Origin of the sequence: Kitasatospora nipponensis, assembly GCF_039528135.1 — a bacterium.
Lineage (GTDB): Bacteria > Actinomycetota > Actinomycetes > Streptomycetales > Streptomycetaceae > Kitasatospora > Kitasatospora nipponensis.
Genome location: NZ_BAAALF010000932.1, coordinates 1 through 586 on the forward strand (window position 1 = coordinate 1; position 586 = coordinate 586).

At 71.2% G+C, this 586-nt stretch carries 1 pseudogene; it reads left to right on the top strand.

What is annotated here, in order from left to right:
* Positions 1-586: pseudogene (locus tag ABD323_RS44135) on the top strand (ricin-type beta-trefoil lectin domain protein); the annotation flags it as partial.

Genomic DNA, 586 nt, shown 5'->3' on the forward strand with positions numbered 1-586 from the left:
CCTGCCCGACGTGGACCTGCAGGTGTCGGCACTGCCCTCCGGCGGCTGGCGTGACGTGGTGATCGTCCACACGGCCGCCGCGGCTGGGGACCCCGCACTCAGGACCCTGCACTTCCCGGTTTCCGGGACGGACCTGACACCCAGTTCGGACAGCGCCGGCAACGTCCAGCTCACCGACGCGAGCGGTGCCGTGCGCCTGCACGCGCCGACCCCGCTGCAGTGGGACTCCACACAGCCGGCCCCGAGCGCACCCGATGCCCCGCTCAGCCGCTCCCTGTCCGCCGCACCCGCCGCAGTGGCGCCCGGCAACGCGGAAGCCGCGAAGGACCCCGAGGCATCCACCACGGCCGTTCCCGTCATCGCGGCTGCCATCGCCCCGATGTCGGTCTCCGCGTCCCGGAACGCCATCGACCTGACACCGGACCAGAAGACCTTCGGCAAGGGCACCGGTCCGTGGTACCTCGACCCGACCGTCAGCGCCGACAATCCGAGCCAGCTCTCGGTGCAGGTGCAGGAGTACCACCCGGACACCAAGTACGCGAACACCATCAGCAACCTCGGCACCGGCTACTGCGGCTACTCCGAC